General features: G+C 62.0%; 28 protein-coding genes and 1 tRNA gene. 8 read left to right on the forward strand and 21 right to left on the reverse strand.

The genetic code is table 11. From position 1 onward, the window contains the following. Positions 1 to 32: 32 nt before the first annotated feature. From GQ651_RS08690 to GQ651_RS08705, 4 genes are all read left to right on the forward strand, one after another. Positions 33 to 3,476 (forward strand): pyruvate carboxylase, encoded by a 3,444-nt coding sequence (locus tag GQ651_RS08690; RefSeq protein ID WP_160763771.1) that lies wholly within the window; start codon positions 33 to 35, stop codon positions 3,474 to 3,476. Continuing rightward, positions 3,473 to 3,853 carry a VOC family protein gene (locus GQ651_RS08695; RefSeq protein WP_160763772.1) on the forward strand — a complete coding sequence of 127 codons (381 nt, stop codon included), beginning with the start codon at positions 3,473 to 3,475 and terminating at the stop codon, positions 3,851 to 3,853. Before GQ651_RS08690 ends, GQ651_RS08695 begins: the two co-directional genes overlap by 4 nt. Positions 3,854 to 4,039: 186 nt before the next feature. Then, positions 4,040 to 4,558 (forward strand): hypothetical protein, encoded by a 519-nt coding sequence (locus GQ651_RS08700; protein ID WP_160763773.1) that lies wholly within the window; start codon positions 4,040 to 4,042, stop codon positions 4,556 to 4,558. Between the two features lie 169 nt (positions 4,559 to 4,727). Then, positions 4,728 to 4,802: transfer RNA gene (locus GQ651_RS08705), tRNA-Gly, on the forward strand. Between the two features lie 112 nt (positions 4,803 to 4,914). Here the strand turns inward: GQ651_RS08705 and GQ651_RS08710 are convergent. Together GQ651_RS08710 and GQ651_RS08715 are read right to left on the reverse strand one after the other, a co-directional pair. Continuing rightward, the gene (locus GQ651_RS08710) at positions 4,915 to 6,369 is read right to left on the reverse strand and encodes a chemotaxis protein CheW (protein WP_227258007.1); all 1,455 of its coding nucleotides are present in this window, start codon (positions 6,367 to 6,369) and stop codon (positions 4,915 to 4,917) included. Next, complete coding sequence (locus GQ651_RS08715; RefSeq protein ID WP_160763775.1) at positions 6,351 to 9,149, reverse strand: PAS domain-containing methyl-accepting chemotaxis protein; 2,799 nt, start codon at positions 9,147 to 9,149, stop codon at positions 6,351 to 6,353. The genes GQ651_RS08710 and GQ651_RS08715 overlap by 19 nt, the downstream gene beginning before the upstream one ends. Before the next feature lie 166 nt (positions 9,150 to 9,315). On the opposite strand from GQ651_RS08715, the gene GQ651_RS08720 reads away from it, so the two are divergent. Then, positions 9,316 to 10,890, forward strand: coding sequence for an HAL/PAL/TAL family ammonia-lyase (locus GQ651_RS08720; protein ID WP_227258008.1), 1,575 nt, complete (start codon positions 9,316 to 9,318; stop codon positions 10,888 to 10,890). A 490-nt stretch (positions 10,891 to 11,380) separates the two neighbouring features. On the opposite strand, the gene gvpA is transcribed toward GQ651_RS08720, so the two are convergent. The 3 genes from gvpA to GQ651_RS08735 all read right to left on the reverse strand — a co-directional run bounded on the left by gvpA (position 11,381) and on the right by GQ651_RS08735 (position 13,477). Further along, entirely contained in the window at positions 11,381 to 11,593 is a 213-nt protein-coding gene (gvpA, locus tag GQ651_RS08725) for a gas vesicle structural protein GvpA (protein WP_160763777.1), read from the reverse strand. A 115-nt stretch (positions 11,594 to 11,708) separates the two neighbouring features. Continuing rightward, a complete protein-coding gene (locus GQ651_RS08730) occupies positions 11,709 to 13,028 on the reverse strand; it encodes a hypothetical protein (RefSeq protein ID WP_160763778.1) in 1,320 nt (439 codons plus the stop codon). 107 nt (positions 13,029 to 13,135) lie between these two features. Continuing rightward, positions 13,136 to 13,477 (reverse strand): gas vesicle protein K, encoded by a 342-nt coding sequence (locus GQ651_RS08735; RefSeq protein WP_160763779.1) that lies wholly within the window; start codon positions 13,475 to 13,477, stop codon positions 13,136 to 13,138. A 67-nt stretch (positions 13,478 to 13,544) separates the two neighbouring features. Here GQ651_RS08735 and GQ651_RS08740 point away from each other — a divergent pair, with 67 nt between their 5' ends. After that, positions 13,545 to 13,970, forward strand: a complete 426-nt coding sequence (locus GQ651_RS08740) for a hypothetical protein (RefSeq protein WP_160763780.1) — start codon at positions 13,545 to 13,547, stop codon at positions 13,968 to 13,970. Between the two features lie 107 nt (positions 13,971 to 14,077). On the opposite strand, the gene GQ651_RS08745 is transcribed toward GQ651_RS08740, so the two are convergent. From GQ651_RS08745 to GQ651_RS08820, 16 genes are all read right to left on the reverse strand, one after another. After that, positions 14,078 to 14,302, reverse strand: a complete 225-nt coding sequence (locus GQ651_RS08745; protein ID WP_160763781.1) for a gas vesicle protein — start codon at positions 14,300 to 14,302, stop codon at positions 14,078 to 14,080. Beyond that, positions 14,295 to 15,026, reverse strand: coding sequence for a GvpL/GvpF family gas vesicle protein (locus GQ651_RS08750; protein WP_160763782.1), 732 nt, complete (start codon positions 15,024 to 15,026; stop codon positions 14,295 to 14,297). Before GQ651_RS08750 ends, GQ651_RS08745 begins: the two co-directional genes overlap by 8 nt. Beyond that, a complete protein-coding gene (locus tag GQ651_RS08755; protein WP_160763783.1) occupies positions 15,023 to 15,955 on the reverse strand; it encodes a GvpL/GvpF family gas vesicle protein in 933 nt (310 codons plus the stop codon). Before GQ651_RS08755 ends, GQ651_RS08750 begins: the two co-directional genes overlap by 4 nt. Then, on the reverse strand, positions 15,952 to 18,063 hold the full coding sequence (locus GQ651_RS08760; RefSeq protein ID WP_160763784.1) for an AAA family ATPase: 2,112 nt from the start codon (positions 18,061 to 18,063) through the stop codon (positions 15,952 to 15,954). The genes GQ651_RS08755 and GQ651_RS08760 overlap by 4 nt, the downstream gene beginning before the upstream one ends. Then, positions 18,060 to 18,305 carry a gas vesicle protein GvpG gene (locus GQ651_RS08765; protein WP_160763785.1) on the reverse strand — a complete coding sequence of 82 codons (246 nt, stop codon included), beginning with the start codon at positions 18,303 to 18,305 and terminating at the stop codon, positions 18,060 to 18,062. The genes GQ651_RS08760 and GQ651_RS08765 overlap by 4 nt, the downstream gene beginning before the upstream one ends. Then, positions 18,305 to 19,075, reverse strand: a complete 771-nt coding sequence (locus tag GQ651_RS08770; RefSeq protein ID WP_160763786.1) for a GvpL/GvpF family gas vesicle protein — start codon at positions 19,073 to 19,075, stop codon at positions 18,305 to 18,307. The genes GQ651_RS08765 and GQ651_RS08770 overlap by 1 nt, the downstream gene beginning before the upstream one ends. Then, a complete protein-coding gene (locus GQ651_RS08775) occupies positions 19,072 to 19,644 on the reverse strand; it encodes an Hsp20/alpha crystallin family protein (protein ID WP_160763787.1) in 573 nt (190 codons plus the stop codon). Before GQ651_RS08775 ends, GQ651_RS08770 begins: the two co-directional genes overlap by 4 nt. After that, entirely contained in the window at positions 19,644 to 19,961 is a 318-nt protein-coding gene (locus GQ651_RS19115) for a gas vesicle protein (RefSeq protein WP_227258009.1), read from the reverse strand. Before GQ651_RS19115 ends, GQ651_RS08775 begins: the two co-directional genes overlap by 1 nt. Then, positions 19,958 to 20,266, reverse strand: coding sequence for a gas vesicle protein GvpO (gene gvpO, locus GQ651_RS08785; protein ID WP_160763788.1), 309 nt, complete (start codon positions 20,264 to 20,266; stop codon positions 19,958 to 19,960). Before gvpO ends, GQ651_RS19115 begins: the two co-directional genes overlap by 4 nt. 1 nt (position 20,267) lies before the next feature. Further along, the gene (locus tag GQ651_RS08790) at positions 20,268 to 20,519 is read right to left on the reverse strand and encodes a hypothetical protein (protein WP_160763789.1); all 252 of its coding nucleotides are present in this window, start codon (positions 20,517 to 20,519) and stop codon (positions 20,268 to 20,270) included. Further along, positions 20,519 to 21,466: an AAA family ATPase gene (locus GQ651_RS08795; protein WP_160763790.1), complete on the reverse strand. Its 948-nt coding sequence runs from the start codon at positions 21,464 to 21,466 to the stop codon at positions 20,519 to 20,521. Before GQ651_RS08795 ends, GQ651_RS08790 begins: the two co-directional genes overlap by 1 nt. A 127-nt stretch (positions 21,467 to 21,593) precedes the next feature. Further along, positions 21,594 to 22,892: an AMP-binding protein gene (locus GQ651_RS08800; protein ID WP_160763791.1), complete on the reverse strand. Its 1,299-nt coding sequence runs from the start codon at positions 22,890 to 22,892 to the stop codon at positions 21,594 to 21,596. Next, positions 22,873 to 23,358 carry a hypothetical protein gene (locus GQ651_RS08805; protein WP_160763792.1) on the reverse strand — a complete coding sequence of 162 codons (486 nt, stop codon included), beginning with the start codon at positions 23,356 to 23,358 and terminating at the stop codon, positions 22,873 to 22,875. Before GQ651_RS08805 ends, GQ651_RS08800 begins: the two co-directional genes overlap by 20 nt. A gap of 14 nt (positions 23,359 to 23,372) precedes the next feature. Continuing rightward, positions 23,373 to 23,735, reverse strand: coding sequence for a hypothetical protein (locus GQ651_RS08810; RefSeq protein ID WP_160763793.1), 363 nt, complete (start codon positions 23,733 to 23,735; stop codon positions 23,373 to 23,375). A gap of 207 nt (positions 23,736 to 23,942) precedes the next feature. Then, entirely contained in the window at positions 23,943 to 24,317 is a 375-nt protein-coding gene (pyp, locus tag GQ651_RS08815; protein ID WP_160763794.1) for a photoactive yellow protein, read from the reverse strand. Positions 24,318 to 24,345: 28 nt separating this feature from the next. After that, positions 24,346 to 24,771 (reverse strand): hypothetical protein, encoded by a 426-nt coding sequence (locus GQ651_RS08820; RefSeq protein WP_160763795.1) that lies wholly within the window; start codon positions 24,769 to 24,771, stop codon positions 24,346 to 24,348. A 154-nt stretch (positions 24,772 to 24,925) separates the two neighbouring features. Here GQ651_RS08820 and GQ651_RS08825 point away from each other — a divergent pair, with 154 nt between their 5' ends. Then, entirely contained in the window at positions 24,926 to 25,096 is a 171-nt protein-coding gene (locus GQ651_RS08825) for a hypothetical protein (protein ID WP_160763796.1), read from the forward strand. Between the two features lie 138 nt (positions 25,097 to 25,234). Beyond that, positions 25,235 to 25,588: a hypothetical protein gene (locus GQ651_RS08830; protein ID WP_160763797.1), complete on the forward strand. Its 354-nt coding sequence runs from the start codon at positions 25,235 to 25,237 to the stop codon at positions 25,586 to 25,588. Positions 25,589 to 25,598: the final 10 nt, after the last annotated feature.

Consider the following 25,598-nt stretch of genomic DNA (forward strand, 5'->3'; position numbering starts at 1 on the left):
CCAAATGCTGCACCTGCAAAAAGGGGATGCACATGGCTGAATTCAAGAAGATTCTCGTCGCAAACCGGGGAGAAATCGCCATCCGCGTCATGCGCGCCGCGAACGAGCTCGGGAAACGAACCGTCGCGGTCTATGCGGAAGAGGACAAGCTCAGCCTGCATCGCTTCAAGGCCGACGAGGCCTACCAGATCGGCAAGGGGCTTGGCCCCGTTGCCGCCTATCTCTCGATCGACGAGGTGATCCGCGTGGCCCGCGAATGCGGCGCGGATGCGATCCACCCGGGCTACGGCCTCTTGTCGGAGAACCCCGACTTCGTAGAGGCCTGCGAGAAGAACGGCATCACCTTCATCGGGCCCAAGGCCGAGACGATGCGCGCCCTTGGCGACAAGGCCAGCGCGCGGAAGGTGGCGATCAAGGCCGGCGTTCCGGTGATCCCGGCCTCCGAGGTTCTGGGCGACGACATGTCCGTGATCCGTAAGCAGGCGGAAGAGATCGGCTATCCGATGATGCTCAAGGCGTCGTGGGGCGGCGGCGGGCGCGGGATGCGCCCGATCCTGAAGCCCGAAGAGCTTGAGGAAAAGGTTCTCGAAGGCCGTCGCGAGGCCGAGGCCGCCTTCGGCAACGGCGAGGGTTATCTGGAAAAGATGATCATGCGCGCCCGCCACGTCGAGGTTCAGATCCTCGGTGACAGTCACGGCAACATCTATCACCTCTGGGAGCGCGACTGCTCGGTGCAGCGCCGGAACCAGAAGGTGGTCGAGCGTGCCCCTGCCCCGTATCTGTCCGGCGCGCAGCGCGAGCGGATTTGTTCGCTCGGCAAGAAGATCGCCGAAGAGGTGAATTACGAGTGCGCCGGGACCATCGAGTTCCTGATGGATATGGATTCGGGCGAATTCTACTTCATCGAGGTGAACCCACGCGTACAGGTCGAGCATACCGTGACCGAAGAGGTCACGGGCATCGACATCGTGCAGGCACAGATCAAGATCGCCGAGGGCAAGAGCCTGATGGAGGCGACCGGCACCGCGAGCCAATACGACGTCGAGTTGCACGGCCACGCCATCCAGTGCCGCGTGACGACCGAGGACCCGACCAACAATTTCATTCCCGACTACGGCCGGATCACCGCCTATCGCGGCGCGACCGGCATGGGCATCCGTCTTGACGGCGGCACGGCCTATTCGGGCGCTGTTATCACGCGTTACTACGACTCGCTGCTTGAGAAGGTCACCGCCTGGGCCCCCACGCCCGAGGCCGCGATCGCCCGCATGGACCGTGCGCTGCGCGAGTTCCGTATTCGCGGCGTGGCGACGAACATCGCCTTCGTCGAGAACCTGCTCAAGCACCCGATGTTCCTGAACAACGAGTACCACACCAAGTTCATCGACGAGACGCCGGGCCTTTTCGACTTCAAACCGCGTCAGGACCGGGCCACCAAGATTCTGACCTATATCGCGGATATCACCGTGAACGGTCATCCCGAGACCGCCGGCCGTCCTAAGCCTCACGCAGATGCCCGCGACCCCGTGCCGCCGGCGCTCCGTGCCGACGCGCCGGTACCGGGCACGCGCAATATCCTCGAGGAATTCGGCCCCGAGGGCGTCGCCAACTGGATGGCGGAAGAAAAGCGCCTCCTGATCACCGACACGACCATGCGCGACGGCCACCAGTCGCTTCTGGCGACACGGATGCGGTCGATCGACATGATCAACGCAGCGCCCGCCTATGCCACGAACCTGCCCGGCCTGTTCAGCATGGAATGCTGGGGCGGCGCGACCTTCGACGTGGCCTACCGCTTCCTTCAGGAATGCCCTTGGCAACGCCTGCGCGATCTTCGCCAGCGGATGCCCAACATCATGACGCAGATGCTGCTCCGTGGCTCGAACGGGGTGGGCTATACCAATTATCCTGACAATGTGGTGCAGGCCTTCGTCAAACAGGCCGCCGAAACCGGCATCGACGTGTTCCGCGTCTTCGACAGCCTGAACTGGGTCGAGAACATGCGCGTCGCGATGGACGCGGTGATCGATACGGGCAAGATCTGCGAAGGCACGATCTGCTATACAGGCGACATCCAGAATCCTGACCGCGCCAAGTATGACCTGAAATATTATGTCGACATGGGCCGCGAGCTGAAGGATGCGGGCGCACATATCCTTGGCCTCAAGGATATGGCTGGCCTCTTGAAACCCGACGCCGCGCGCATTCTCATCAAGGCGCTGAAAGAGGATGTCGGTCTTCCGATCCACTTCCACACCCATGATACCGCGGGTATCGCCTCGGCCACGATCCTGGCCGCTGCCGATGTTGGCGTCGACGCTGTGGATTGTGCGATGGACGCACTGTCCGGCAACACCAGCCAGGCAACGCTCGGCACCGTCGTCGAGGCTCTGAAGGGCTCCGAGCGCGACACCGGCCTCGATATCGGCGCGGTGCGCGAGATGTCGAACTATTGGGAAGCGGTCCGCGGCCACTATGCCGCTTTCGAGTCAGGGCTGCAGGCCCCCGCCTCCGAGGTGTATCTCCACGAGATGCCCGGCGGTCAGTTCACCAACCTCAAAGCGCAGGCCCGCTCGCTCGGGCTGGAAGAGCGCTGGCACGAGGTCGCAGAGATGTACGCCGAGGTGAACCAGATGTTCGGCGACATCGTGAAGGTCACGCCTTCGTCCAAGGTTGTGGGCGACATGGCCCTCATGATGGTCAGCCAAGGCCTGAGCCGTGCCGATGTGGAGGACCCCAAGAAAGAGGTGTCCTTCCCCGAAAGCGTCGTCGACATGATGAAGGGCAATCTCGGTCAGCCCCCGGGCGGATGGCCGAAGGCGATCCAGAAGAAAATCCTGAAGGGCGAAAAAGGCGAAACCGAGCGGCCGGGCAAGCATCTTCCCCCCGTCGATCTCGAGGCGACCCGAAAGGCCCTGTCCAAGGAGCTCGACGGACGCGAGATCGATGACGAGGATCTGAACGGCTACCTGATGTATCCGAAGGTCTTCACCGATTACGCGCGCCGGAACGCCACCTATGGCCCGGTACGCACGCTGCCGACCAAGACATTCTTCTATGGAATGCAGCCGGGTGACGAAATCTCGGTGGAAATCGACCCCGGCAAGACACTGGAAGTGCGGTGTCAGGCGATTGCGGACACCAACAACGAGGGGATTGCCAAGGTCTTCTTCGAGCTGAACGGCCAGCCGCGCACCGTGCGCGTCACCGACCGCGCCAGCGCGGCGGCCGCCAAGGTGAATCCCAAAGCCGACCCGGGCAATCCGAACCACATCGGTGCGCCCATGCCGGGCGTCGTCGCTTCGGTTGGCGTTCAGGTAGGCGGCACGGTCAAGGCTGGCGATCTTCTTCTGACCATAGAGGCCATGAAGATGGAAACCGGTATCCACGCCGAACGCGACGCGACCGTCAAGGCGGTCAACGTCGCGCCCGGCGCACAGATCGACGCCAAGGACCTTCTTGTGGAGCTGGAGTGAGCCGCCTCGGGCTGGTGACGCTCATCGTCGAAGACTATGACGTCGCCATCTCCTGGTTTACGGCCGCGCTCGGGTGGGTTCTGCGAGAAGACAGGGACGAGGAACACAAACGCTGGGTGGTGGTCGGGCCAGCCGGCGGCGGGACAGGCATCGTCCTTGCCCGTGCGGCGTCCGCCACGCAAGCTTCCGCCATCGGTCAGCAGGGCGCTGGTAGGGTCTGGCTGTTTCTCGAGACGGATGACATCGAGAGCGACCGCGCCCGGATGGAGGCCGCAGGGACGGTTTACGAGGAACCGACTCGCGACGAGCCCTACGGACAGGTCGCGGTCTTTTGCGACCCATGGGGCAACCGCTGGGATCTGTTGCAGCGCAAGTAGCTGACCGGGCTCATAATCTTCCGTTTACCAAGTTCTAACCACGCCGCGCGTAGAGTGTCGGCGAACGGGACACGCCGTCGCAGGCCGGACCTATGAACGCTCCATCCACGTTTTGGTCACAATCCGGTGCCAAAGCGGCCCGATTTTTCGCCGAGAACCGTTCCATCCGTTGGTTAGGAGGGTGGCATGACTGCAAAGACGATAGGACGCTGGACCGGTATTGCCCTGCTTGCCGTGGGGTTTCTGACCGCGAACAGCTCGCCCATCGCACAGCCGTCCACCGCCTCCGCCGCGGAACGATCTTCCTATGATCCGATGATGCGCAGCGCCGCCGCCGATCGTGGTGCGGCGCTTGCCAGAGAGAGCTTTCCGCGCTTCCTTGCCGGTGCCATGGGACGATCCGGGAAAACGCTTCCCGGATCGGCTGCACGGGTGCGAATGACGAATTCCGAGGGAGCCGTGGAATTTCTGTGGCTCGAGCGCATCGGTCGGACAGGCGAATTCTTCGTCGGCCAATCCCTTGCTGACGCGTCCGCTCAGCACAAGTTTGTTCTGACAGATGTGGTCGACTGGTCCCACCCGGGGCAAGACGGTCGCCTCCACGGCAATTTCGGAGCTCGGGAAATCGCCGAAGTGCTGCCTGCACATCATGCGGCCCTGATGACGGCCGCGCTGTCGCTCCACGCCTATCCCTCTGGCTGGTAAGATTTCCCGGTCGCATCGACGCGGCGATGGGTCTGCAATCGTCCCGACACCCGCGGACCAGCCGTGCTGTTGCAAGCCTCGAAAAAAGCGACACGCTTTTTTACCGGCCAGCACATTTCCCTCTTGCAGCCTGCCGCCGGACTTTATAGATGACCCTCACCCAACGGACGCGGGCGTAGCTCAGGGGTAGAGCATTACCTTGCCAAGGTAAGGGTCGTGAGTTCGAATCTCATCGCCCGCTCCAATTTCTTCATGATCATTGTGATTTTTTGCGAGGGTGGCGCGCGACGATAGCGTCGACCACACTCGCTGTCTCTGTTCCTTACCCTTTGCAGGTCGCGCCCACCGAGGAGATTTCAGTCCTTAGCCGCCGTTGCGGAAAGTGACCTTGCGACGCTCAGCAGGTCCGAGACGGGCAGAACCATTGTCTCACCCCGGTCGATGACCTGGACCATCTCACTGGCACCGATCCGGTCGACAGCGTCGCACGAACTCCGCCATTGCGAGGTTTGAATGCTGCATATCCGTTCGGCGACGAACCCGACGACATGGTCGCCGAGCGAAACCAGAAGAACGTAGCTCTCCGTCAGCCCTTCCGATGCGCCATCATGAAGAACAACGAGCGGGACTGAACGGTCGCCGACGGGGAAAACACCTTTGACACTTGGCGGCATGTCACCCGGTGGGGTCAGCTCCGTCGGCATTGGCAGAATGCGGGAAATCTGAGCGGCTGGCACCGCCCGTTTGTGGCCGGCATCGAAAATCAGGTATCGCACCGCTTCCCGGACAATCCCCGAGCCATCCGTAGCTTTTCGCGGCGCGCTCTCTGTTTCGGTGCTGCTTCGTGTGGACAGAGCGGCAATCGAAGCAATGTCCGGACGGCGGCAGAAATCCTCGAAATCGAGCACATAAACCTGGGCGCCGGTCTCGGCGACGAACACCCGCGGAAGCAAGGTATGCCTGGTCAGAATAGGACTGGATGGTTTCAGGCGGTCAAGCGGCACGTTCGAGAGACGCTCGGTCGCATCGACTGACAGCGCCAGCAGTTTGTCGCCAGGAAAACGCAGGACAACCGTTTCGGTCTCGCGCGGGGCATCGGAGTCCCCCAAGCCCAGAACCCGGCTCGCATTTACCACGGGCACCTTCCATCCATGATGGTCGATGAAGCCCATGCAAAGCCCGCCGTCGCCGCCGATCTCCCGGCTATCCACGGTCTTACGCGGAACGGTCGCCGAGATATGCGCAGCATCGACCCCGAAATGCGCACCGCCAGAAGTGAAAATCAGGTACTTCGTGCTTGACGCGGTTTCTACCTTGGGCCCCGTGCCCCGCCCGAAAGACACGCTTGGGACCTGCGCGTTAGAGAACAGCTTTTCGACATCCAGGCAATTCACCACCTTTCCATCCAGAACGAAGCCCCCGCCGAAGAGGCGCTGGTCCCCATGCCCAGCGGTACCGGAGCCCGACATGCCGAAACGGGTGTCAATCTGATCCGCGTCACTCAGGCTGACGATTTCATCGACCGCGACCGCCGTAATGCGGTCTTTGAATTTCAGCACTGCCGCTCGTTCGATGCTTCGGGGACGGCCCGGAAGGTCGGACAACGCTTCGATATCCAGAAGCGGGACGAGGCTTTCCCTAAGGTTAAACGCCCCCAGAATGGCCTTGTCCGGCTCCATCAGATTGGAAAGTTCGGGGACAACGCAAACCTCCGCCAGATGATTTACGGGCACACCGACAAGCCGGTCCCCAATCCTGAAGACGCCATGACCCCTCGGTGCTCCAGCCGCCCTCAGGTTCCTGTCTTGCATAGCGCATTGGCCAGGTCCGCAATCCCGTCACAGACCTTCGAATTCGCGAGGTTGGCCTCGGATGTCGATGCCAGCCCGTCAATTGAGGCGTTCAGGGATTTGGTGATGGCGCGGAGGCCGTCGACCGTCTCATCGACCTTCCGCGAGCTGGATTCGAATTCCCGGTCGGCATCCTCGACAAGCCGGGTGATCTTGCGCGCAGCATCGGCATTCCGCTCGGCAAGTTTGCGCACCTCTTCCGCCACGATCGAGAAGCCGATTCCGTGTTCGCCGGCGCGTGCGGCTTCGACCGAGGCGTTGAACGCGAGAAGGTTGGTCTGACCGGCGATGTCTCCGATGACTTCGACGACCTTCGAGATCTCGGTAGACGACCCACGCGCGGTCTCGAACGCGGCGCGCCCGGTGGTCAGGTTTTCGCAACTGCGTTCGGCCTGTTCCCGCGAAGATTGGGCAAGCGTGGCGATCTCGGCCAATTGGCTCGAGAGCATCGTCGCGGATGTCTTCAACCGCTGCGTCTCGGACAGGATACCATCTGCGGAATCGACCGCCAGCCGCTCAAACCGCGTTTGTCGTGTCTCATTGACCGAGTAGGCGACGATCCGCGAAATCTCGTCCTTTTCGTCGCGGATCGGGCAGTAAATGGAATGCAAGTGCACATCGCCATTGTATCGGTCGACATGGCTCATCCGCCCGACCCATGATTCACCTCGCGCGAGGCTCAGCCAGAACTCCCGATACTCGTCGGTCTTCACAAAGTCGGGGGAACAAAAGGCGCTATGATGTTCACCGATGATCTCACGACGGGAGTGTCCGAGATATTTCAGCAGGTTCTCGTTGGCGGAAAGGACGCTGCCGTCGATGTCGAACTCCGCAATCGCGAGCCCGGAATCCGCGGCCGCGAAGCGCGCCTCGAAATCAATGCGCTCCGCACGTGCCTTGGTGATGTCGATTCCAACAAGAAATATTCTATCGACCTGTCCCGAACGGTCGTAAAGCGGGCTGTAAGAGCCTGTAAGCCATACCGAATTGCCATCTTCTAGGCTGCGGTGGAATTCTCCTTTAACCGTTTCGCCGCGACACACGCCGGCCCACATATCAGTATCGTTCCGACTGACCTCTCCCCCATTTGCACAGAAATCCGAAAAGGTCTTCCGTCGGATTTGCTGAGCCGTCTGACCGAAGGATTTGAGCGACGTGCCGCCGGCATCCACGACATCGCCATCGCGCGAGTATTCGATCATGCAGACGAAATCGTCGACCGCCTGAAGCTTCTGCTCCTTGTGCAAAAGCGCTTGGTGGCTCTCAGTGACGTCCTCTGCCACGAGGAGAATCGTGTTGATGCGTCCGTTGGCCTCAACAATGGGGCTATAGACGCAGCGCAGCCAGAAGGTCGCACCGGCGGGCGAAATGCGGCGGAAAACACCCGCCACCACCTCGCCCGCGACAAGTTTGTCCCAGAAATCCGTATGGCGTCGCGTCGTGGCGAATTCCGGGTCGCAGAGATCGACATGGTTCACGCCCGTGAAATCCTCGGGAATGACACCGAAAATCTCGCACATCTTCCTATTGGCCGACGTAACCTCGCCCCGCAAATTGAATTCTACCAACGCGAGACCGCGATCCACGGCGCCACTCTTGGCCTCCAGCGACTGGGAGTGGTTCCGCTCATCGTGGTTGTCCCGCGCCAGTTGGATGACCTTGCGCACCTCACCATCGCTTTCGACCACCGGAATCAGCGTGACTTCCATCCATCGTTTCAAAGCCTCGGAGGTCACATGCCGGATTGACAGCCTGGCGTATTTCTGTCGCTTCAAGACCTCCTGCCAGGCGTTTTCAAAGACTTCGGATTTCCTGAATTCGTCGTCGCAGAGCGCATCGAAGCGTTTGCCCAGAACTTCGGCTTCCGGAAGACCGTAGCAGTCGAGCATCGCTCCGTTCACCGAACGAATATACCCCTCCTGGTCGAGCTCGGACCAAGCGAACTGGGATTTGAATGCCTCCAGCGCCAGTTCGTCACGCTTCGCCTTATGCGTCACGTCGGAGATATCCATCGCGATCTGCATGATCCGCTTCACGAAACCGCTGTCATCGCGGATCGGAAGAAACGTGCTCTGCAGCCAGACCGACTCGCCGGTGCCCGAGACATGCTCGTGCTGCCCTTCGATGATTCTGCCTGAGCGGAGCTTTTCCCAGAACTCGACATAGGCGGGGGTCTGCGTCGTCGAGGGTGGCCAGAGCGAATCGTGATGCCGTCCTGCGACCTCTTCCCCGAAAAGCTCCAGCGACATGACGGCACGATCGTTGGCCGCGGTGATCACGCCGTCGGCGTCATATTCGATGACGCCCAGAACCGGTTCGATCAACGGCCAATCCGATCCGCCACCCTCCGCGGTCGCGCTGGCGCCTGCGATGGCGACGACGTCAATCGCGGCGCCGTCGGCCGACAGGCCGCCGCGGAACATCGCCGGCATGCTCTGACCCGAGGCCGAGACCAATGCGCCCGTCCAGGCCGAGCGTTCGCCCGCCGACATCTGCCACCAGATATCATTGGGTTCGCCGCCATCGACTGTGATCGAGCCTGTAAAATCCAACCCGTCATAGGTGTCACTGAAGATATCCAGCGCCTCGCGCGCTTTTTCGTTCATCGTCAGAATACCGCCCGTTTCCGCGTCGAAACGCAAAACGGCGTCGGACGCGAAAAGCGCCGCCGAAATGGTTTCGGATGCGGAAGGCGGCGTGTCGTCCGAAAGAGGCGGCTCGGTGAGGGTATCGGTGCTCATCGGCAAGTCCTGTGCTGCTCGAAAGCCCGCATACCGTATCATTCGTTAAGCAATGGTTTGCCGCGCTGCAGCTCTCCGATTTTCATGGGAATTAGGGAAATGCTAACCGACATGGCCTAGCCCCTCTAGGCAACAGCGTTGGGACCGGGAAACGACAGACATGCACATGGCGGCCGAAGACCTTGGCACCCTCCTGATCGATCGGCACATTTCTCTCACCGACGCGGCACGTGTCGCTGATGGCAGCTTGAGAATCGCTCTCGCGGAAAGCGCGCGTGATCGCTGCGAAGGGGCGTTCGCGCGTCTCCAGGCCGCCCTGTCCGAGCGGCGTCATATCTACGGTCTGACCACAGGCTTCGGACCTCTTGCCAATCGGCTGGTCGACGCGGAAAGCGGCGAGCGGCTGCAGCAAAACCTCGTCTACCACCTTGCCAGCGGCGTCGGCGAGCCCTTCTCCTGGACTTCGGCGCGGGCAATCGTGCTGGCGCGCATCATGGCTCTGGTGCAGGGCGCATCGGGCGCCCGACCCGCCACGGTCGAGAAACTGCTGGCCGTCCTGAATTCCGAGTTCGCGCCCGAAGTTCCCATGCGCGGCACGGTTGGGGCATCGGGGGACCTGACGCCGCTTGCGCATATCGTGCTTTGCCTCCAGGGCCACGGCCACTTCCTGACGCGCGACGGCACTCGCGTGGCCGCGAAAGATGCGCTCGCCAGGATAGGCATCGCGCCGCTCGATCTGTCCCACAGGGACGGTCTGGCGCTGGTCAACGGCACCTCGGCCATGACCGGGGTCGCGGTTTTGAACGCTGTGCGCATGGCACGGGCGCTGGACTGGTCGGTCGCGGTCACGGGTGCCCTTGCCGAAGCGCTTGGCGGACGAAGCGAGGCCTGGGACCGGGCATTCGCCGCGCTTCGGCCTCACCCCGGCCAGCAACGCGCAACCGAGCGGTTGAACCGGGCGATCGCAGGCACTGGCTGCGTCAGAGACCTACCGCTCGCCGCGCGCGTGCTCGAACCCGGTCAGGGCGTGACAGAGGAGGATGAAGCAGGCCAGGATGCCTATTCCCTGCGCTGTGCTCCGCAGGTCATCGGCGCGGTCTGGGATGCGGTTGACTGGCATCGACGCGTGACCCAAACCGAATTGCACGCGGTGACCGACAATCCGATCTTTCCGACAAATGCAGGCTCGGTTGCTCTGCATGGAGGCAACTTCATGGGGTTGCACGTCGCGCTCGCGTCCGATGCGGCGGCAAACGCCGTCACGGTCCTTGCGGGATTTCACGAGCGGCAGATCGCGCGCATCACCGACGAAAAGCTGATCCGCGGCTATCCTGCGTTTCTGAGCGGCGGCGAGATCGGGCTGGACTCGGGTCTGATGGGGGCACAGGTCACCTCAACGGCGCTTCTGGCCGAGATGCGGCTTGCGGGCGCGGCATCAGTGCATTCGATTTCGACGAACGGCGCCAATCAGGATGTGGTGTCTCAGGGCACGATCGCGGCCCGCATGCTGTCAGAGAAGCTCGACAATTTTTTCAGAATTCAAGCGATCGCGGCTATCGCGGCGGCACAAGCGCTCGATATTGCCGAACGGCGGGGCACGGCTGCGCCTCTCTCGGCGTCCGCCTCACTGCTCCGGGTGTTTGTCCGCAAAACATCTCCATACCTGGAGCAGGATCGCCCTCTCGGAGGCGAGATCGACATTCTGGCCGCGCGGATGGGACAGAAGCCGCTCACAGTCTGACGGGCAATTCCAAACGATTGATTGCAAAAGCGTGTAACATGCCAGCCAGGACCTTGGAATTCGGGATAAACCAGGCGGCATTGTCATGAAGTCATCTGAAGCCGTCGATCTTGCAGCGCATTCAGACAAGGGGCGGCATCAGCCCAGACGGTCGGGGCGGATCGTTTTGGATGACCGCCAAGTCAGGCACGCGAAGCGGACCAGCCGAAAGACGTCCCGAAATCTATCTGACCATGAGCCAGGCAATGCCTGGAAACCGTTTCCAGCCGAGACGTCGTTCAAATCACCTGACAGTGACCTCTCTGGTGTCACGCACATGCTTTCGCACATCGAAAGCAAGGAACCGCCCGTTCCATCTCACCTGGCGGCTGACAGCGAGGAGGGCGCACCGCACGGTCTGCCGGCGGTCTCGAGATAAGCTTACCCGGCCAGAAAGCGGACGCCGGCGTCAGACCGGCGACCGCTGTGAAAATCCCGGAGAGCGTCCTCGTCAGGCGGTGGCCGGATCCACGGTCAGTCCAACCGCTTCGGCATATTTGAGCCATGTCTCGACAGACGCGACAACCGCACGCACTTCGATTGCGATCAGTTCGATGCCGACAAGCGACACACGCACGAACGCATCGACGACCACGCCCTTGTCCAGAATTCGATCGACGACTTCGGCGATGGAGGCCGATGCAACACTTTTTTCGATAGCCATGTTAAGTCCTTCGTTTGAGTGCAAGAAACCCCAGCAGCCCGGGATTTCGTCTGGATATCGGACAATTTCTAAGAAGCGATGAACTCGTTCCTAAAAACTTCTTAATTTCCGATATTTAGACTGCCTTCGCCAGACGGGCCTGCTCGGCCAGCAACTCGGCCGTCGCATGTCTGACATCCAGCAGAAATTCCTCCAGCTCAGGCGCCTTGTGAGCCGGCTGAGCCTCGATCAGTTTGGCGAGCTGGTGGCTCATCGTCTCTTGCATGGACGCGATGACCGAGAGTTCCGACCGCGTCTCGGAGGACGGCGAGGACGCCGCGCCCATCGCCCCGCGGATCGCCTCCGCGAGCGAGGTGAACCCGCGCGCGAGCGCCTCCGAAACCTGTGCAGCATCCATGCCTGCGCCTTGATCCGCCGCTTTGTCGACGACCGTATCGAGACGCCGCATGGTCTGAGCCAGTGCGGCGGTGACACGCGCCATGCCACGGTTGAATTCGGATGTATCCGGACGCGGCAGCGGTCGCGAGCACAAGGTGTCGACCATTTGTGTCAGCGCTTCGAGTTGCTGTGCAACAGTCTCCTGCGCCACTCTTCCGCCTTCGATCAGTCGCTCGACCGCTTCCAATCGTTCGGCAAGCCCGTCGAGGCGCGCGTTTTCGCGAGCTGCGCCGTTAGTGTCATCAGGCTCATCCGCGGCCCCAATTCCATCAGACACCTCTGAGGCATTCGGCATATCTTCGGAAACGGCTTCTGCATGATCGCTAGCCTCGGCATCCATCGGATTTTCTGCGCTCTGCGCCTCATCGATCTGAGATCCGGTGTCTTCGTCCTTGTCCACAACAAAGGCGAACTCGTCCACACCCTCGACCGGGGCGTCCGCGTCTTCTGGTACCGCGCCACCGCCGCGCAGGAACATGGGCGGCGAATCGTCACTCACCTCGGCAGCTGCGTCGCTTTCCTCAGATCCCGCTGGAGCATCCTCGTCCGGGACGGGGACAGCGCCATCGATGACCCCATCTTCGACCATGTGCTCCGTCGCATCGTCGTGGTTTTCCGAGGTCTCGATCCCCTCATGGTCCGGTGTAAGGTCGGTGTCCGAGCTGGCTTCAAAGTCCAGTTCGCTCACAGGCTCGTCATCCTGCGCGACGCCGTCATCGTCCACGTCCTCGACGTCCGAGACGTGACCCTCGCCGGCATCAAGCCGCTCGATGACCAAATCCAGCGCCGCCAAGGCGCGCGGGACGTCCCCGTCGACCTTGATTGCAACGCGCCCGTCAGGCAGCGGAACAGGAAAATCGATGCCGCTGGCAAGGCACCGCTGTGTCAGAGCCAGCGTCGAAATCGCATGCGCGGGCGGCGCCGACACCACATGCGTAATACGGTCATGTCCGCGCAAGAATTCAATATATTCCGAGGTGGCGTCCTGGCCTGACATCCTCATCCTCCTGCTGATCACCAATTTGCCTGCGCCCTGCCGAAGGCGGCGCGCACACATGTCGCGCATCTCCTAGCTCAGCGAGCTTAAGGACCGGCTAATGCGCCTCAGATCGTTTTGCCGAGCGGGCCGAGGTCGAGAGAGAGGTCGGCAGGATCGAGGCCAAACTGCCCGGCCACGTCGCGGATCGCCTGTTCGGAGCGCATCAGGGCAAGACCGATCCTCTCTTCCTCCTCGTCGGTGAGCGTGCCCGCATCGACCCGACGGATCGCCTGCAATTCCATGAGCTGACGGATGAATTCCATGAGGCCGAGCACCAGACGCGCCAGGTCCTGTTCGATGGTTTCGGGATCGATCTCGACCCGGCCGTCCGGCCCTGCGGCGGCCGACAGCGCCGTGCGGAGGGATGCGGCGCCCTTGTCCAGGTCAAACGTCAGCGGCTCAGCCATCGGGTGCCAACGCCTCAGCCGCAAAGCCGACAGGTGCCCAGAGACCTGATGCAACGAGCTGGCCCAAGTGGATGTCAACGCCAAGTTGTCCGGAAGAAAAGAGATTACGCACGGATGCTTCCTGGCCGCGCGGGAAGAGGAGGTCCATCGCGAATCCGGTACCAATCGGGCGGAGCGACTGGCCGCGCGGCTTCAGTCGTTCAGAGATATCGCGCAGGACCTCCGCCCCGACGGTTCGCGCTTTCCTGGCGTCAGAATTACTCTGGCGGCGGTGGCGCAGAAAACCGCGACCTGTCGTAGGAGCGGTAGCGGCGCCCTCGTCGGACCGGACGAAATGCAGGTGCAGACTGAACTGGCCGCAATCCCCGATACGCTCGAAAGCTGCTGCCATCCTGTCGGTACACATGGCGTCATGACCGAGAGGGGCCGGAAGGAAGCCATCGGAGATGCGAAAACATTTCTGAAGCAGCGCAAGACGGGCGCGCAGCTCTGAAAGCTCTGACACCGCCACGATTTCTACGAGGTTGCCGTTCACCATCCGCTTTGCCAGGCATCCAGGCGGCAAACGCCCGCCCGAGCGGGTCCATCCAAGCAGGGTCGTCATGCCGCCCCCGGTCCAGCCTGGATTTTGTCGGCCGTGGTCAGGACGGCGCTCAGACCAAGATAAACAAGATCGATGCCCGCCACGGTCAGCCAGACCTCTCCGTGGAGCACGACGCCGTGATCGAGAAGCCCATCCACAAGGTCGACCAGCCGCTCGTCGCGCGCGGACAATGCGTCTTCCGGCGTGGCGAATACCATGTCGAGGGGGCGGCGTTCAGCCATGGGATACCCTGCCCCGCTCTTCAGTCTCCCGGATGTCCGCGAAGGAATAACACGGGCCCGGCCCTCTAAGCTTTACGGTCAGGCCGAGCGCGCCGGCGTCCTCCGCCAGATCTCTTACGGTGGAAACAAAGGGGGCGATGTCGTCGCGATCCACAAGAACCGCGAAGAAGGCAATCGTATCTTTCTGTCCCGTCGGGCTCTGTCGCAACTCGTTGGTGACTGTCGCGATCCTCTCGGCAAAACCGCGCGCGAAGGCGTCCCTTCTGGCCGAGAGGTTTCGGATACCGTCGCGAACAGCGCGTTTCCGTGTTAGGAATGTGCGCCCGTCTTCGGAGGGCGGCGACGGCTCATATGGCGCATGTGCGGGAGCGCCCCCGCCCCAAACGAGGGAAAGCGCGAATTCCACACGGCCCCTCAGCCGCGCCATACCGCGACAGAACCATTCTTCATCCGTGGCGATGCCATCGAGCATTCCGGAGGCCGACGAAAAAACGGTCCCGAACCGGACCGGAAGCACGTCCGTCTGAAGGGCATAGGCCGAGAGCAACTGGTGATGTGCCAGAACCTCGTCGATGCCTGGCTCCTGTTCTGCTGACATCGCATCGCTCTGGGCGGAAGTGACGATCAGCGCCATCCGATCAAGCTCGATCCTGAGGTGCTGCGGCGCATCGGAAGGCTCGGGGGCGTCCTTGGGCAGGATGCCGTGCAGGACAAGCGCCGTCATGCCACCGCCTCCAGCCCGGGCGTGACAGAGACCCCTTCGGACCATGTGTCGATCAGCGCAATCGGCCCGGAAGAGGCGGTGGAGCCGGCCGCCAGCGCGATGCGGGCGGCGTGGCGGATGGCCGCTGCATCACAGTCCGGTTTACGGAGCAATGCCTGCCTCGCCTCGCGCACACCATCCGGGGTGCCGGGCGCCTTGACGCCAAGCCGCTCGAATGCAGCGGCCACGCCGGACGCAGATACCTGATGAAGCTGCAATGTCGCGAAGGAGACGGCCGGCCCCGGCCCAACCTGCCGGATGCGGAACCCTTCGGTCCAGATCGCATCGATATCCGAAAGTGCCGCGTCGAGACCGGCGTCCTCCGAGGTACCGACAAGAACCGCGGCATTGGCAATCATATTCGCGCCGCACGGCAGCTCGACCAGTTCGCGAGCGACACCTTCGAGGCGCGCGCTGATCTCACGGCCCAACCTTTGCGCCAACCGTGTCACAGCCGACGATAGTGCGGGGCCCGAGACGGCCGCATCTGAAAAGAGCGGTACGATCTCGGGTGCGTCGCGAAACCGCTCCAGAACCCGGGGGGCGTCCCAGCCGACAGAGACCTGATACTGGACCACCGACGACAGGCGCCTTGCCAGACCATCAAGCATATCACGATTGCAGTTCAGAAGGTCCGGCATCTGCGCGATCTCGATGACGTTGCCCGGAGCGAATGGCAGGACGGTCCCGGAGGGCATCAGTCCTTCGAGCAGTTTCTGGCGCGCCGGGGCCTCCTCCAGTCGGCGCTGGCGAAGCATCTTGCCCCGGATCCAGAGGGGCGTCGGTGGCACGTGGATGGCCGTGAACCCATGGTCCTGAACGACCCCGCAATCACCCAGTGGAGGCAGGTCGGGATGACCGGGAAGGATCGCCAGCAGTTCGCGTCTCATCGCATGGCCTCCGTGACCTGGCGCAAGTGATCGACGGCGACATCCGACGCACGCCGCCTGAGTGCGACCAGCGCGGCGTCGATATCCGCCGCGCCGATTGCTGGTGCGGCCGCCAAGTCGCTGCCCGAAAGGTGCCGCCGCAGCGCCTGCCGTGCAGCGGACTGTGCGAGGCTGGCCAGATCGGCGCCCGAGAACCCGTCGGTCGCCCCGACCAGTGCAGAGAGATCGACGCCTTCTTCAACGGATCGCGACTGGAAATGCACGTCCAGAATTGCCCTCCTCGCCGCCGCGTCGGGCAAGGGCACGGTGAGCACGTGGTCGATCCGCCCCGGCCGAAGAAGGGCCGGATCAATGGCATTCGGGCGGTTCGTGGCGGCCAGAACGACGACGTCGTCGTTTGGACTGAGACCGTCCATCTCGACCAGAAGCTGCCCCACGATCCGGTCGAGCACAGCATCCTGCCCGGTGCGTCGCCGGGCAAGAGCGTCGAATTCATCGAAGAAGAGGATCGCAGGCGCCGCCTGCCGGGCCTTGGCAAAAAGTTCTGCTACGGCACGCTCGGCCTCGCCAAGAAACTGCGACAGGATGCGCGTTGGACGCACTCCGACGAAATTCAATCCGCTTTCACCGGCAAGCCCGCGCGCCAAGAGGGTTTTCCCGCTTCCCGGCGGCCCCGCCAAAATGACACCACGTGCGGCAGGAACGCGGAGACTGCGAAAACTGTCCTTGTGCCGGATCGGCCAGACGACGGCCTCTTCCAGAGCCGCCTTCACGTCGTCCAGACCACCGATGTCCGACCAGCGCACCGTCGGGCTGTCGACCACGGTATCGCGCAGGATTGCCGGGCGCGTCAGGGCCAATCCCGTCTCGAGATCGGCGGCGGAGACAACGAGGTCGTCTGCGCTGACCATATCCTCACCCCCTGCCGCCCTGACCGAGCGGGCAAGCGCCGCAAGAGCGGCCTCGCGTGCGAGGGCTGCGAGATCCGCACCGACATAGCCGTGGCTTGCTTCGGCTATCGCGTCCAGATCGACACCCGCGTCCAGGGGGGCCTGCCCCAAATGGACCGACAGAATGTCCCTTCGTTCCGCTCGGTTGGGTGGGCGGAACACCACTTCGCGCTCCAACCTGCCCGGTCGGCGCAGTGCCGGATCGATGGAGTCAGGCAGGTTCGTTGCCGCCATGACCACGATCCGGCCCCGATCAGACAACCCGTCGAGCAATGTCAGAAGCTGTGCGACGACGCGACGTTCGACCTGTTTCTCACCCGAAAGCGCGTCGCGCCGTGGTGCGACGGCATCAATCTCGTCTATAAAGATGATCGCCGGGGATTTGCGGGCAGCGGCGTCGAAGACCTGACGCAGCGCCGCTTCGCTGTCGCCATAGTGTTTCGACACGATCTCGGGTGCGTTGATGTGAAAGAAGGCTGCCGAGGTGCGCGCGGCCACGGCGCGTGCCAGAAGCGTCTTTCCGGACCCCGGCGGTCCTGTGAACAGAATGCCCCGGGGGGGCGGCACTCCCAACCGTTCGAAAAGCTCGGGCCGCGCGAGCGGCGTTGCGACCATCTCCTGAACGCGGGCGATCTGTTCTTCGAGGCCACCGATCCCCTCGAAAACAGGGGCCGGCGCAGGCTGCCCCCCAACGGACAGGATCGTCTTTGCGGAAAAGATGGCCGCCGGACCGGGCGTGATCTCTGTCACGACAACCGGCACGCTTTGCCCCATGCCGGACGGTACCATCAGGCGGTCGCCGAGGGTCAGCGGCAGGTCGAACAGGCTTTCGGAAAGGTCCGCTGGCCGGACCCTGATTTCTGCTCCGTCCAGCGTCAGAAGCACGCTGTTCGCCGTCGGCAGAGCGGCGACCGCAATCTCCGCGCGCCCGGTGTCCGAGGCACCGATCCGCTCCAGCGCCGCCGGGTCCAGTTCGACCGCGTCGCCGCCTGAAGCTGCGCGCACCGCGCGGCAGTGGGTCAGCGCCTTGCCCCGCACGGCCACGGCGTCGCCCGGCGAAATGGCAAGCGCCGCCATCATGTCTGACGGGAGACGAATGACCGCCCGGCCCGCGTCGGCCTCTGGTGCCGCGCGCAGGGTTACTTCGTGAAAGCTCACCTGCCCGCCCCGGACCGGGCCTCGCGCAACCGGTTCAGAAGAACCTCTTCGGCCTCGTCATATGCTTCCTCACTGATCTGACCGGCCAGCAGCGCGGCCTCGAGCTGTTGCAGTTCTCGGCGGATCGCGCCGGGGTCAGTCAATTGCTGCTCGGCGGCCTCGTGGATTTTGCGCGCAATCCACAGACTGCCGTGAACAGGCCCCGAGACGGGAACCGCAAGAAGCCGTGTCAGCAACCCCATCAGGCAGCCTTCCCGGCGGCTTCGCCGGCAAGAGAGATATTGACGAAATGGAAGGCAGGTCCGGGCCCCACGATCTGCGCCGCGCCGTCTGTGCCATTGCCGAACTCCAAGCCCGAGGCGGCCGCTTCCAGTGCTGAAGTGAACGAATCGAGGCTGTCCTCTGCGATCAGGAATTCGGCCCGAAGAACTTCGAAATCAGTTTCCGGCGCCTTAAGCACATGCGATGCGACGAACGGCTTCAATTCGGTCAGAAGCCTCTTCTGCGCAGCCTGGCGCCGACGTCCGACCTGTTCTCCCAGCGCCCGGCCGAAATCGACTTTTGCAAAGTGATCGGCCTGGCCGTCTGACAATCGTGCATGCGCGGCGGCCAGTTGCGGCGAGGCCGAAATGGCTGCCTTGAGCGCGTCCTCCTCCGAGGTGGACACCCGAACGCCGATCTCGACATGGCCGCGGACCCGGTCAAACGCCTCGCGAACCGCGTCGCGGCTTTGGATCACAAGCCTCTCGACCTCGTCCAGCGACGGCGAACTCATTCCGAAGCGCATCGGAAGCACGGGGCCCGCCTGCATCGCCAGCTCGAGCACCTTCGCATGGGCCAGAAGCAGGCGCCGGCGCGGAAGAATGTCCTCTCCGTCATGGGGACCGTAGATCAGGGCCAGACCGCCGCACGCGCTGACCGATACAGCACCGGTCACCCCGGCGACGTCGGTCAGAACGATGCGTCCGGCCTCGGCATCCCCCGGTTCGAGAAGCCCGTAGAGGTAGATCATCCGCCCGCCTCGCCGCCATGCGGACACGACAGTTCCAGAATGCCATTTCTCAGGCTCACCGTGATGTCGTCCAGAGCGATGCCTGGCGGCAGGGACGCTTCTCCGCGAAAGCGCCGCGTGCCTGTGGTGGTAATGATCAGAGTGTTCTCAACCAGGTCGAGCACAAGGTCCTCGCGGCCGACGCCGGGAATGTCGGCGGTCAGGCGCCACGTCTCATCGTCCTCGACGATGTCGTGGTCCATCTTGCGAACCGGCGCTTCGCTGAGGGGTGTGTCATCCCGCGTCGCGGGCCTGGGGGCGTTCACGGGCGTCGTCGGCGCCCTGCGTCGCGGCGCAGTCGAACCGATCTCCTGTCCGGCGAAACGCACCCTCACGCCCGCCTCGGCGCGGAGCGGCCCCTTGGCCGTATCCATGTCGAAGCTGCGGTGGACTTCGCCCGTATTCCCGTTCTCGATACGACTACTTATGTCCGATAGCGCCTCGCCCAGCGCGCTCAGGATGCCGTCAAATCCTGCGCGAATATCCGAAACCGGGTCCGCGTCGGTTCGCCTTTTTTCACGATCTGCCATCAGTTTGCTCCGTCCCTGTCTTTCAGGCCAGCCAGCCGGTCTTCGAGAAGCGCCACACGTTCCAGCAGGTCCCGGTTTTCGGTCTCGAGGCCACGGGCGCGGGAACTGAGCATCGGATCGTTTTCCCACCAGTCGATCCCGATCTCGCGCGCCTTGTCGACCGTCGCAATCAACAGTCTGAGACGGATCGTCAGAAGTTCGATTCCGACGAGCGAGACCGCGACATCACCCGCGATCACGACCCCCTTGTCGAGGATGCGCTCCAGCACATCGGCCAGACCGTCGGCACCGACCGAGCTTTGCATGTCGAGGCTCATGACGCCTCCCGGTCCTCTCGTCGGTAGCGCCTTGTCCGCGAACAGAAAATCACCTCTCCGGTCTCATCGAGATGCACTTCGAATGCGGCCAGAAGATCATTGTCCCCCATGCGTGCGGGGCTATCGATGACATCTATCACGACATTCCAGTCGCCGTTTTCCTTACGCTGACAATGCGAGACCGCGTCGATCGGCTGATCGGTGATGCCAGATACCGAGCGTCGGGCGATTGCGATTGCCTCTTTCCAGCCCGGGCGGGTACCGCCGCGGCTGGAAAGGAAAGTGTCCGGCGGACTATGTTCCATGTCACTTCTTCTTTTTCAGGGCCGATGGAGCGCGCGCGATAACGTCCAGAAGCGTGAACCGATCGTCATGCTGTTTGGCGAGCTGGCGCCGCGCTCGATGCGCGCGACCTTCGGAATTGGCGATTTCCCGTTCCAACCGCGCAATGTCGAATTCCAACCGCGCAAGCCGCGACGCCGCCTCCTGCGGTGTCAGCGCGCCGGTGGCATAGGACTTGTGGACTTGGGGCGGGTTATTGGGTGCCGGTCTGCGCATCAGGCGTCCTTCGGCTGTGGAACCGTTGATTGGGCGACAGCCCGTACAACGGTGTCGGGCGCGATGTCAGGCGCACGACCGCGGATCACGTCCGAGACAACCACTCGGAACCGCTCTTCGTCCAGCGTATCGGTCAGCGCGGCATGAGCAATGATGCGTCCGATCAGGATGGACGTGCGCATGGACGGCAGCAGTGCCTCGTCATGCTCGGCGCGTATATGGCGCACAATGGCGACGATGCGCCGCGCCAGTTTGGCGTCGATCCCGGTTGTGGCGCGCAGGATCTCAGCCTCCGTTTCCGGAGAGTATCCATCGAGCCGGAATGTCACCATACGGTCGAGCAAAGCATCAGGCGCCGCATTCACGGCAACATAGTCAGACGGGTTAGAAGTCAGGATGATACGGAAATCGGGATGGGCGCGGACATAGGAATGTCCGCTCTGCCCGCCACCGGAGACGAGCAGTCCTTCCTCCAGTACTGAAAGAAGCACCACATTGGCCTGTGGCGAGGCGCGCGTAAACTCATCGTAGATAAGTGTATGGCCTTCGCGCATCGCCTCGGCCAGCATGGCGTCACGCCAGTCGACGCGACGCTGCGTCTGCTTTCGCCTTACGCTTTGAATATACTTGTCTACCACCACCGATTCCGAATGACCGATCTCCTGGCCGACAAAATCCTTGGAAGATAGCCCCTCATGCCCTGTCAGCAATGCCATCGGGCGGCCGATCTCAGCCGCCATCCGAATGGCAAGGGCTGTCTTCCCGATTCCGGCCGGGCCGGAGAGATGGACAGCGACACCAGCATCGAGGCAGCGCCTGCCGCGTCCGATAATGTCCTGAACTTCAGCGGTGTCGCAAAACGTGCCGGGTTTGCGGGTCGCAATGGAGGAAAAAGCCGGTCCGAATTCGGCGACATCGACAGGTGGGATGCGGGGGATCACAGACACGGGCGCTTCACTTTCTATCGGTCGACACGTCGGATTTCGCACGATTCTGGTTGATAAGTTCTTAAGTGAACTCCGATATCGATCCATGACGGCCAGAAATCCGGACCGCGGCGTCCTGTTTGACTCGCTACCAGTCGGACAGCTTACCCATCTCGTTCAGCGGCAGCTTGGCACCAATAGAAAATGCGATCGGCCGCGCGACTGGCTCAAGAAGACGGGTCGCATGGGCATGTAGCGCCGACATGATTTGCTCGTCCGGCATCAATGGATCTGCAGGTACCACATAGGCCTTAAGGCGTGCCCCCGAGACGCGCACAGCGGCATCTGCCACCAGGTCACACTGGCGGAGCGTGTCAGCCACACGGCTCAAGGAGACGTTTACGCCGGCCACCTGCACCGCGTGGTCAAGTCTTCCCTTTGGCGTAAAGCCATCTTCGCCGATACGTTCCAGTTCGTCTTGTAAAGGGACGGGCACGCCTGAACCGGCATAGCTCAGCGTCTCCGCCGAGACATCCAGATGGGGCAGAAACGCAAAAGGAGAGTCAGGCGCAGTCCGATACCCGAGCCCGCCCGTTTCTGTGGACCCGAAGACCTCCGTCATCGTCGCGAGACCAGCATTGGAACAGTCGTTCCAAGTCTGCTCCGGCAAGGCCGCGCCAGACGAGACCCCGCCGACACCGTTCGGGAAGGAAACTCCGGTTTCCATCAGAAACTTCCACTGGAACGGCGTCGCGACGAGCACATCGCCAGGTCGGAGCCCTTTCATGACCGATATCGGAGAGCGCAGGGCGCAATCGATCACAGGAACGGTCCTGATCTCTGCCATGATCACCGAGAAAATGAATCCGAAGACATGTGTCGGTGCCGCGAGCGACACGATGCGCTTCACCTCCCTCATGACGCCGACGGAACCCAAAGCCGTTCCCTCGATGAACATCTCCGAAACCGGCTTCGTGACCATTTTCGGACTGTCAGTGCTGCCTGAGGTCTGGAAAACGAGAACAGGTGAACCCGATGCTTCTTTCAGGCGCTTCAAAACGAGACCGCACCAGCCGTCGAGACTAGGCTCAAGAAGGAGATAGTCATCCAGTCCGGCTGAACCGAGATCGAAAAAACGCGACACCGCGGACGCTGCAGAGAGCCTCGCGAGGCTGTCCAGACCCACACCGTCTTCGCCGATAACCACGTCCTTCGCATCTGACGCGCCGCCGTCTGGTCGAAACAGCGCCTTGGCGGCCTGAAACCAAAGAGGTCCTTTCCCGCCGCTCGACTGGATGTCGTCAAGGATGAGATGCCTCAAGAGACGGTCGGAATGCTCACGGCCAAGAGCAAAGTTTTTCGGAGACGCCAAGCGTTCGGCGTCCCCATTTGCCAAGGATGGCGACAAACTACTTAATTGCGACCGGTCAACCTGCGTCGAGCTCATGGAGAATTTCTCCGACCAGGCCGCGGTAGTGTTGTCGTTTTGCATGAATGCGCGCGTGCAGTTCCAATGAAGCGGCGGCGACTTCCGAGGCGGCCATATCCTTACCCGGTGCGATCAGCGTCACTTCGACGTCATTCGCTGCATCATAATGCTCAAGACTGGTCAGCGCTTCATCCAGCGACTTGCAGCGCCACGCCTCGACCGTGTCGAGCTTGTCTTCCGATTGGTGGAAGAGCCTAACAGCGGCGACAAAGTCAGACTCCGTCGTGCGGTAGAGGTTGATTTCATACCAATAGGGAATTTCGGGAGTGAAGCTCATCGCCATCGCAAGTTCGGACCCGTTGAACTTGAGCGGACGGGCGCCAGACCGCGAAATGCGATATCCGTTGGGCTGCCCGATATTCGAGGGAGCGACGCCGCCGGCACCCGGATGATCTTTATTGGTGTCTTCAAGTGCATAGGACATGGGTTCACCTTTTTTCACAACGATGCGACGTATGGAGCGATCGTTTTCTCCATGGTCGCGGAGGTTTGTTTGAGGAGCTGGACCGGATGCTCATGCGCTTTCGCACTATCCGGACCAATATTTGTCGTCATCACCGCTTCGAGATCTCTGTGGCCCTCACGGACAAGCGCTGAGACATCTGCCCCGACCTCGATCCGCGCGAGACGATAGGTTGGTCTTGCCGGTGCACCCACGGGTGGTTCAGCAGCAAAATGCGCAACGCAATGCCCATCAGCCGTCAACATGATCGAGAGCGTCTCCGTGCCTGCTTCCCCAGCCGCCGAAACAGTTTCGGCAACGGGCGGACCGCCGACACGGACCACCAAAATCTCGCTCATATCGTCCCGAAACGGGGGATGGCCATCCACGCGAAGCCTACGCCTCTCGTAGACGGGCCGGCTCTGACGGCCTTCGCGCCAACCACCATCGGACGGCGTACCCGACGAGTTGGCGGCGCGCATGAGCGCCCGCAACTCGTCCGAGATCGTGACCTCGTAGGGTATGTGGTTTGTTTCTGTGCGCACTTGCGGACCAACTACGGCTCGTTACACGCGCTTCACGAACATCCAGCAATGCTGGCCGTCGGGCTGCGACTTCAGATGGATCTTCACGCCGACATTTGCGCCTTTATAGGCGAATTTGTAGTCGAACATGACGTTGATCTGGCCTGTGCGGTGGAAGGTCAGGAACTCACCGTGGAAGCGCTTGCCCTTGGCACAGGGGGCCACTTCGTTGAAGAAGTCCTTCCCGATCATGTCTTCGGGGGTCCGGTTCGCGATCATGCCTTCAGCACGATTGTACTTCACGATCTTGCCGTTCCGGTCGAGCATGACGGCGCCGAAGGGCAGGTATTCCGCCCGCTGAGGTTCACGCGCCAAGATGTTATCAAGGTCTTGGCTGCCGAAAGGAATGATTTCCATTTTCGTATCCTTGTCGTTGACGGGAGGATTAGTCGTTCATCTCGACACCATCCTCGTTATCGAGGAAGGAATCGTTGAATGTCAGAGACATGTCGTGAATGCGGCGGACCATATGGCCGTCGTATTCCTCGGTGAGCTTCTCGCGACCCTCCGCCGTCGCCCACTTGTAGTCGATCTTGCCCAGGCTCACGATGCACTGGGGGATCGTTTCGAAGCGCTGCTTCAAGGCGAATTTCGCGGAATCGACCTCGATTCCGCTCACCTCTTCAAACTCCGCGAGCGCTGTAAGACTTTCGAGTTCGGCCTCGCCCTCGATCCTTGCGGTACTCGAGATAACTTCGGCGGCGGCCATGAGGACCCATTCGGGATGGTCGCCGCGGACAACCAGGCCGAGACCGTCATGGCGGAACTCGAAACGTCCGTCGACTTCCTTCAATTGACCAATTTCATCCATACGCTGAATGCTCCTTTCGGCGGCATTGGCATTTACGTGTTTCGCCATCTAGCGAACGAGGCCGGTATCGACCGCAGGAGTAAATTATTCATTGAAGCTCTCAAACTTCGTGGCTTACGGTTAAGCGAGGGTAACTTTGTGTTGGGGGAAGACTATGAGTAGCAGTCTATACGGGAGCGGCGCAGTTGAGCTCCGCGTACATCAGGACGGCGAAGACATCCTGATCTATTCCTTCAAGGCGATCGACGAGGCGGCGGAGATGTTCGATTTCCTGCGGGATTTCTTCCCGACGGCGAAATTCGTGATTCAGCCACTGATGCATTAGGCCGCGTTTACCACATGCTAACGCAGGTGATGGTACCGCGCTGGCATGTTGTCGAAAACACGTTCGAAATCCACGTCCCGAACCGCAGCTCGCCGCAGCACAGCGCGCGGCGTACTTGCTGACAAATGGTCCGATACGATGGTTCGGCGCGCGGGCGCCCCGCCTCTGCGCTTCAAGGGGCGTGCCCTGTCACGGGTTCAGGATGGCGCCGGCATCTTGGCGGCGTCGATCACGCTCTGGCTGAAAAAGTCCGGCGGCTTCGTTGGCGTGGCCGAAGCTGGCGACGCGTCGCACGCCGCCTCACGCGCTGATCTTGGCGAAATGATGGACTGGCTCGAAGAGATTTGCGAGGCCGGTGATACCGCAACTGACATGGAACCACTGGCGCTTGTTCCTTCACTGGCGGTTGATCGGCTCACCGGGCGAAACCTTCGCCGCCTCGCCGGACGGGCGCTCGATGACTGGGACCGCCTGCTGGAACAGGCAGAGTGACCGTTGCACC

The sequence above is a fragment of the Kangsaoukella pontilimi genome, from assembly GCF_009830125.1.
In the GTDB taxonomy this organism is placed as follows: Bacteria; Pseudomonadota; Alphaproteobacteria; order Rhodobacterales; family Rhodobacteraceae; genus Kangsaoukella; species Kangsaoukella pontilimi.